At 59.7% G+C, this 3,602-nt stretch carries 4 protein-coding genes; 1 reads left to right on the forward strand and 3 read right to left on the reverse strand.

All coding sequences use genetic code 11. The features are described 5' to 3' along the window. Nucleotides 1–495: 495 nt before the first annotated feature. The 3 genes from BN874_RS11170 to BN874_RS11180 form a co-directional block, all read right to left on the reverse strand. The gene (locus BN874_RS11170; protein ID WP_034433268.1) at nt 496–927 is read right to left on the reverse strand and encodes a TA system VapC family ribonuclease toxin; all 432 of its coding nucleotides are present in this window, start codon (nt 925–927) and stop codon (nt 496–498) included. Continuing rightward, nucleotides 927–1,166, reverse strand: coding sequence for a DUF6364 family protein (locus BN874_RS11175; RefSeq protein WP_034433270.1), 240 nt, complete (start codon nt 1,164–1,166; stop codon nt 927–929). The genes BN874_RS11170 and BN874_RS11175 overlap by 1 nt, the downstream gene beginning before the upstream one ends. A 75-nt stretch (nt 1,167–1,241) precedes the next feature. Beyond that, a complete protein-coding gene (locus BN874_RS11180) occupies nt 1,242–2,084 on the reverse strand; it encodes a hypothetical protein (protein ID WP_034433272.1) in 843 nt (280 codons plus the stop codon). Between the two features lie 282 nt (nt 2,085–2,366). Here BN874_RS11180 and BN874_RS11185 point away from each other — a divergent pair. Next, nucleotides 2,367–3,602, forward strand: a 1,236-nt coding sequence (locus tag BN874_RS11185) for a ParB/RepB/Spo0J family partition protein (RefSeq protein ID WP_051497729.1), incomplete at its 3' end; no start/stop codon positions are given.

A 3,602-nucleotide genomic window follows, 5' to 3' on the forward strand; every position in this document is an offset into this window, starting at 1 on the left:
GACCCGCAGATAGCCCAGCAGCATGAACAGTCCTCTCAAGAGTGGTCACGTAAACGCTCGATTGAGTGACGGTCGGAGAAAGCAGTGGCGCACCGCCCAAGTTAGTTACTTAACCCGTCATTCATTCTAAGCTTCGCAAAGGATCGATACTTCGGACAGTTTTGGTGATCACAATACTTCGGACAGTTTTGGTGATCACCATCAACGGGTTAGCCTTCATAGGCTGAATTAAATCGAAGTGAGGGGTTGACCGGAGTTGGATAAAATAACTCGTTGATTTTGCTTGACCTATGAGGGATGCTTGAAGCTCTGATTTTTCAAGAGGTTCCATACACTGAGGTATTTTCCGTCCACGAGGCCGAAACCAAAAACTGTCCGAACTATTGAAAGGATAAAAGAAATAGATATGACATAAGCGACCTCTCCAACGCGACAGCCGTTCGCCCGATGCGGCCAAAGATGTTGCCTTGCGGGAAATGGGCTACAGTGCGCCACTCACGACAGTACGACCAGGTGTTGGGACTGTGCGCCGCGAACCGCCGCCAAAGGCACGCCGCGATCCAGAGTGACCCAGCGTCCGCCTTGTTCGGCGGCCAGCGCCAGCAGGTAGGCATCCGTCACGTGTCGAGAACTCAGCAGCCGATCCCACGCCAGGCGATCCGGTTCCAGCAGACTGATGGAATCCGGCCAGAAGGCGTGAGCCGGATGTTGCGCGGCCTCCGCCAGTCGTTCGGCGATGTGCGCGGCGGGTACGGCGTTGGGGTAGGCGGGGTTCGAGAAAATACGAATACAACCGTTCTGGGTCAGCGGGCACGAGGCCCAGCCTTGCTCGAGGTGGGCGGCGAGCCAGCTCGTGGACAGACGGTGATGGAGATGACCGGCGTCGAGCAGCGCAATCAGGATATTCACATCCAGCAATGCTCGCATCAGACTCCCTCGGCCTCCCGCAGCGCATTGACCGCATTGTTAGTGACCACTCGACCCGCCGGGAACGGGTGAAACCCGGTCGCCGGGGGAATGCTGGAATGCGGCTGATCCGAAGACGAGACCGGCAAGCCCTGACGCAGCAACCGGGAGACCATCCGTCCGGTCGAAGTCCGCTGATGGCGAGCCAGTTCCTTGGCGGCTGCGAGGACGTCCTCGTCAATATCCAACGTGGTTCTCATGGCAACTTCCCTTCATAGTGATGACTTGATGCGTTGATTTTACCACATCAGGCGATTCTGGCTTTCACAACCCATTCAGTCAGGGCGGCCTGCACGGACTCGTTCCTGTTCCCGCCCGTTCAATTCCGCGACATCCTTCACCCCGACTGGAGGCTGCCAGTCGGCACAGTTTCCCCGCAGTTCCCGGATGCGCGCCATTTGCAAATCATGGGCGGCGTCGGTTTCCGCCTGTTTCTTCGCCGTGCATTCGTTATCCCGCACCACCACCACCGAATCGGCGTGCAGCAAGAGGGTTTGTACCGTCGGGTTGTCCAGGAAACAGCGCACCGTCGCCCCGCCGCTGACCCACACCGTGGGCGGAGCTTTGCCCCGCTGCTTCGCCAAGTCGCGCGCGGCCAGCGCGTCCACACCGCCTTCCACGATCCAGACGACGCGCGGGTTGCCGGGCAGGATCGGCGGATAGTGCTTGTCGCTCCCCGCCAAATCGCGCTTGGGTTTGTCGTCAGGGCCGGGCGCGATCAGCCGTTTCGTCACGTTGCGCAGCCCGCCGCGGGCGTCTCGCCCGACGAACAGCACGCTACCGCCCGCATAGCGGAGAAAGCCGGTTCGTTCGGCATGATCGAGGGTGTCCGACGAAATACCGCGCCCGTGCAGATAGACCCGCCCGGCGTGGCGGTCGGCGCGAGTCTGGGGTAAGCGGGCGGGATGAGTGCGCCGGGGCGCTTCGGCGAGAGGTTCCCGCTGCACCACCGGCTCGCCAGTGAGCCGCGCCACGGCGTCCAAAAAGCCGAGGCCGGGTTCAAGGTCACGCACCAAGGCGATGTTATCGCCGATGCCTTGACCGGTTTTATTGCAGGCTACCCAATGCCCGTCGCTTTTTTGGGTGATTCGGTAATGCTCATCGCTCCCCGCCCGCACGGATCAATGACGGCCTTCTTTTCTCACGGCAAAGCCCTTTCCTTCTAAATAAGGAGTCGGGTCTTTCTGCTTTAAATAGAGAATTAACGTCGTATCAAGACGGGTCATCATCTAGCCTCATTTTTCTTAAAAATTCATCCTGATTTTATTAAAGTATAGCGGAATAAAAGGGCTATTTTCTACGATTTTTTATTGACGGAGTGACTTTGTTTGATAGACTTTATTTAAGTGAAATAGGGTGTTGCCAATCCCGTGTTATCCCCTTCTCAACGGAGAACTCCGATGGAATTGAATCGTATTCCGCTAGAACAATTGACGGTTTCCGGGGTGAACGTCCGCACTCACGGCGCGACCGACGGTTTGGATTCGCTGGCCGCGAGCATTCAGGCGCAAGGGCTGTTGCAACCGCTCCTGGTGCGGTCTGCGGCAGACGGCGAGGGATTTGAAATCGTGGCCGGGCAACGGCGTTTTCTGGCCTGCCAGCGCCTCGCGCAAGACGCGCCGGTGGAACCCTTGCCGTGTCTGGTGCTGGACGCGACCGACGACGGGGCGGCATTGGAAGCTTCACTGGCCGAGAATCTTGAACGGTTGCCGATGGAGCCGTTCGACCAGCACGAGGCGTTCGCCCAACTGGTCAGGCGGGGCCAAGGCGTCGCCACTCTCGCCGCCCGCTTTGGCGTGACCGAGCGATTGGTCAAGCAACGGCTGGCCTTGGCGAATCTGAGCGATGCGATCAAGCGCGAGGTTCGCAAAGGCGCAGTCAGCCTCGCCGATGCGCAACTGCTGGCGCTGGCGACGCCCAAGCAGCAAAAGGCGTGGTTCAAGCTGTACCGGGATCAGGAACAATGGGCACCGCTCGGCGCTCAACTCAAAGCCTGGCTGTGCGGCGGGGAGGCGATTTCGACCGAGGTGGCTCTGTTTCCGCTGGAAAGCTACACCGGGCGAATCGTCGCCGACCTGTTCGCGGAAGCCTCGTATTTTGACGATGCCGCCCTGTTCTGGACGCTGCAACATCAGGCCATCGCCGCATTGCGGGATCAGCGGTTGGCCGAGGGTTGGGCTAAAGTCGAGGTGTTGGAGACGGGCGGGTATTTTCGCAGTTGGGAGTACCAGCGGACGGGGAAGCGTGAGGGCGGTTGGGTATGGATTGTACCGCGCCCCACCGGCGAAGTGGTGTGTCACGAGGGCTTTCTACCGCTGAAAGAGGCCCGCCGTCAGGCCCGGCAAACGGCGGGAGTGGAGGGGGAGGCGGCGAACGATGCGCCCAAAGCGACTCGAAGCGAAATTCCCCAAGCCTTGCAAAACTACGTGGCGCTGCACAAGGTGGCGGCAGTGCGCTATCAACTGACGCAAAATCCCGCTCTCGCGTTGCGGCTGGCCGTGGCGTCCCTGATCGGCGGCGCGACGAACTGGTCGGTTCGCGGCGACCGCACTCCGCCCCACGGCCCCACCGTCGAGGTTAGCGTTCAGAGCGGCGCGGCGCTAATATATTGCTTGCAAATAAAGAATGTCTTGTTT

The sequence above is a fragment of the Candidatus Contendobacter odensis Run_B_J11 genome, from assembly GCF_000531125.1.
In the GTDB taxonomy this organism is placed as follows: domain Bacteria; phylum Pseudomonadota; class Gammaproteobacteria; order Competibacterales; family Competibacteraceae; genus Contendibacter; species Contendibacter odensensis.

Excerpts from the sequence above, each read along its gene's own strand:
- BN874_RS11170 (WP_034433268.1), bottom strand. The coding sequence starts at position 927 with ATGCGAGCATTGCTGGATGTGAATATCCTGATTGCGCTGCTCGACGCC.
- BN874_RS11175 (WP_034433270.1), bottom strand. The coding sequence starts at position 1,166 with ATGAGAACCACGTTGGATATTGACGAGGACGTCCTCGCAGCCGCCAAG.